The organism is Piscinibacter sp. (assembly GCF_050175855.1).
In the GTDB taxonomy this organism is placed as follows: Bacteria; Pseudomonadota; Gammaproteobacteria; order Burkholderiales; family Burkholderiaceae_C; genus Piscinibacter.
The window spans coordinates 1-2,542 of record NZ_JBFXIO010000565.1; the positions used below are offsets into that span (position 1 = coordinate 1).

4 protein-coding genes are annotated in these 2,542 nt (G+C 69.3%); 2 read left to right on the forward strand and 2 right to left on the reverse strand.

Annotation, left to right across the window (positions count from 1 at the left end; genetic code table 11):
• Positions 1–33: 33 nt before the first annotated feature.
• Complete coding sequence (locus tag AB7U92_RS25755; RefSeq protein WP_428303476.1) at positions 34–351, forward strand: c-type cytochrome; 318 nt, start codon at positions 34–36, stop codon at positions 349–351.
• An 11-nt stretch (positions 352–362) separates the two neighbouring features.
• A complete protein-coding gene (locus AB7U92_RS25760) occupies positions 363–1,652 on the forward strand; it encodes an FCSD flavin-binding domain-containing protein (RefSeq protein WP_428583493.1) in 1,290 nt (429 codons plus the stop codon).
• A gap of 19 nt (positions 1,653–1,671) precedes the next feature.
• Here the strand turns inward: AB7U92_RS25760 and AB7U92_RS25765 are convergent, their stop codons facing one another.
• A complete protein-coding gene (locus tag AB7U92_RS25765; protein WP_428583495.1) occupies positions 1,672–2,274 on the reverse strand; it encodes a c-type cytochrome in 603 nt (200 codons plus the stop codon).
• Positions 2,275–2,294: 20 nt separating this feature from the next.
• The coding region (locus tag AB7U92_RS25770) for a YeeE/YedE thiosulfate transporter family protein (protein WP_428583497.1) at positions 2,295–2,542 on the reverse strand (248 nt) is incomplete at its 5' end.

Below are 2,542 nucleotides of genomic sequence, written 5' to 3' on the forward strand. Positions count from 1 at the left end.
CAATCCGCGCGTTCACTGCCGAGGAGATCCCTGATGCTCGACCGTCGTCCCCTGGTCGCCGCCGCCCTGGCGCTGGCCGCGACCTGGGCGCATGCCCAGACCCCGGACCCCAACCTGGCGCGCAACCTCGCCGCCACCTGCGCCAACTGCCATGGCACCAAAGGCAACGTGCGCGGCAAGGACGTCAAGCCGCTGGCCGGCGTGGCGGCCGACAAGATCCTGGCGCAGATTGCCGACTACAAGAGCGGTGCCCAGCCGGCGACGATCATGCACCAGATCTCCAAGGGCTACACCGACGAGCAGCTCCAGCTGATCGCCAACTGGTTCGCGGCCCAGAAGCCGGCGCAATGAGGAGGCGCGACATGAACGACACGATGTTCTCCCGCCGCCGCCTGCTGGGCGCCGGCGCCGCACTCGGCGGCCTCTCGGCCCTGTCCCTGGCCGGCTGTGCCACCTCGGCCTCCGGCCCGTCGATCGGCCGCGTGGTGGTGGTCGGCGGCGGCTTCGGCGGCGCCACCGCGGCGCGCTACCTGAAGATGTGGGGCGGCAACGTCGACGTGACGCTGGTCGAGCGCAACGCCAGCTTCGTCTCCTGCCCGATATCCAACCTCGTGCTGGGCGGCTACAAGCAGATCGGCGACATCACCCGCGGCTACGATGGCCTGAAGGCCATGGGCGTGAAGGTGGTGCAAGGCGAGGTGACCGCCATCGACGCCGCTGGCAAGAAGGTGAAGCTGGCCGACGGCAGCACGCTGGCCTACGACCGGCTGATCGTCTCGCCCGGCATCGACTTCATGACCGAAGCCGTGGCCGGGCTCGGCACGCCGGCGGCGCAGGCGAAGTTCCTGCACAGCTGGAAGGCCGGCCCGCAGACCGTGGCGCTGCGCCAGCAGATCGAATCGATGCGCGACGGCGGCGTGATGGCCATCGCCATCCCCAAGGCGCCGTACCGCTGCCCGCCGGGACCCTACGAGCGCGCCTGCATGATCGCCTCGTACCTCAAGCAGGCCAAGCCCAAGTCGAAGCTGCTGGTGCTCGATGCGAACCCCGAGATCACCTCGAAGAAGGGCCTGTTCGAGAAGGCCTTCAAGCAGCACTACGACGGCATCCTCGAGTACCGGCCCAATGCCGAGCTGAAGGAGGTCGATGCCGGCACGGGAACGGCCAAGCTGGAGTTCGAGGACGTGAAGGCCGACGTGCTCAACGTCATTCCGCCGCAGCGTGCCGCCGATCTCGCGAAGAGCAGCGGGCTGGTCAACGTCAACAACCGCTGGGTGGGCGTGAACTGGCTGACGATGGAGTCGACCGCCATGCCGGGCGTGCACGTGCTGGGGGACGCCACCTTCCCGGCGCCGACCATGCCCAAGTCGGGCCACATGGCCAACCAGCAGGCGAAGGTGGCCGCCGCCGCGGTCATCCAGTTGCTCAAGGGTGAAGCGGTCAATGCGACGCCCGTGGTGATGAACACCTGCTACAGCTTCGTGACCGCGAAGGATGTCGTGCACGTGGCTTCGGTGCACCAGTACGACGCCGGCCAGAAGACCTTCCTGCCGGTCAAGGGCGCCGGCGGCGTGTCGGCCGCGGCCAACCAGGTGGAGGGCCGCTACGCGCTCTCGTGGGCCGACAACATCTGGGGCGACATGCTCGGCTGATGTCCGCCGCGGTGGTGGCCTACTTCAACCCGCTGACATAGGCCGCCACCGCCTTCAGCTCCAGCTCGGTGAGCTTGGAGGCGATGGTATGCATCACCGCGTTGTCGTTGGTGCGCTCGCGCTTGCTGAAGGCCTTGAGCTGGTTCTCCACATACTGCGCATGCTGGCCGCCCAGGCGCGGCAGCCTGTCGGTGCCGTGGCCCGCCGCGCCGTGGCAGTCGGCGCAAGCCGCGACGCCGGAGAACGGGTTGCCGCGGTTGTAGACGAAGCGGCCCACCTGCGCGAGCTCCGGGTCGGCCACCGCGTGGGCGCGGGTCGGCTTCGATTCGAAGTACATGCCCAGCAGGCGCATGTCGTCGGCCGACAGGTCGGCCACCATCGACTGCATGGTGTCGTTCTTGCGCTTGCCGCTCTTGTAGTCGGCCAGCTGCCGCTCGACGTAGCTGGCGTGCTGCCCGGCCAGGCGCGGGAACACCGGGCTCGAGCTCTCGCCTTCGGCACCGTGGCAGATGAAGCACTTGCCCTCGACGATCTCGACGGCGCGGGTGAGGTCGGCGGCGCCGGCGGCCGGCAACAGCGCGACCGTGGCAAAGACGGCGAAGAGTGATCGGCGCAGGGTCATGGTGCGTGCGTCGGGGAAGGTCAGGTGAAGGCCCGGCTCTGCGGCACGGGCTGGTCGCCGAGGTTCGGCTGGGCGGCCTCGCGGCCGGAATGATCGACGAGCCGGTCGGTGATCGCGGCACCCAGCCACATCGCGCTCAGGGTCACCCACGAGGTGACGGTGAACACCGCAGCGCCCGACAGGCCGGCACCCACCGCGCAGCCGCCGGCGGTCATGCCGCCGAAGCCCATCAGCACCGCGCCCACCAGGTAGCGGCGCATCGAGGCGC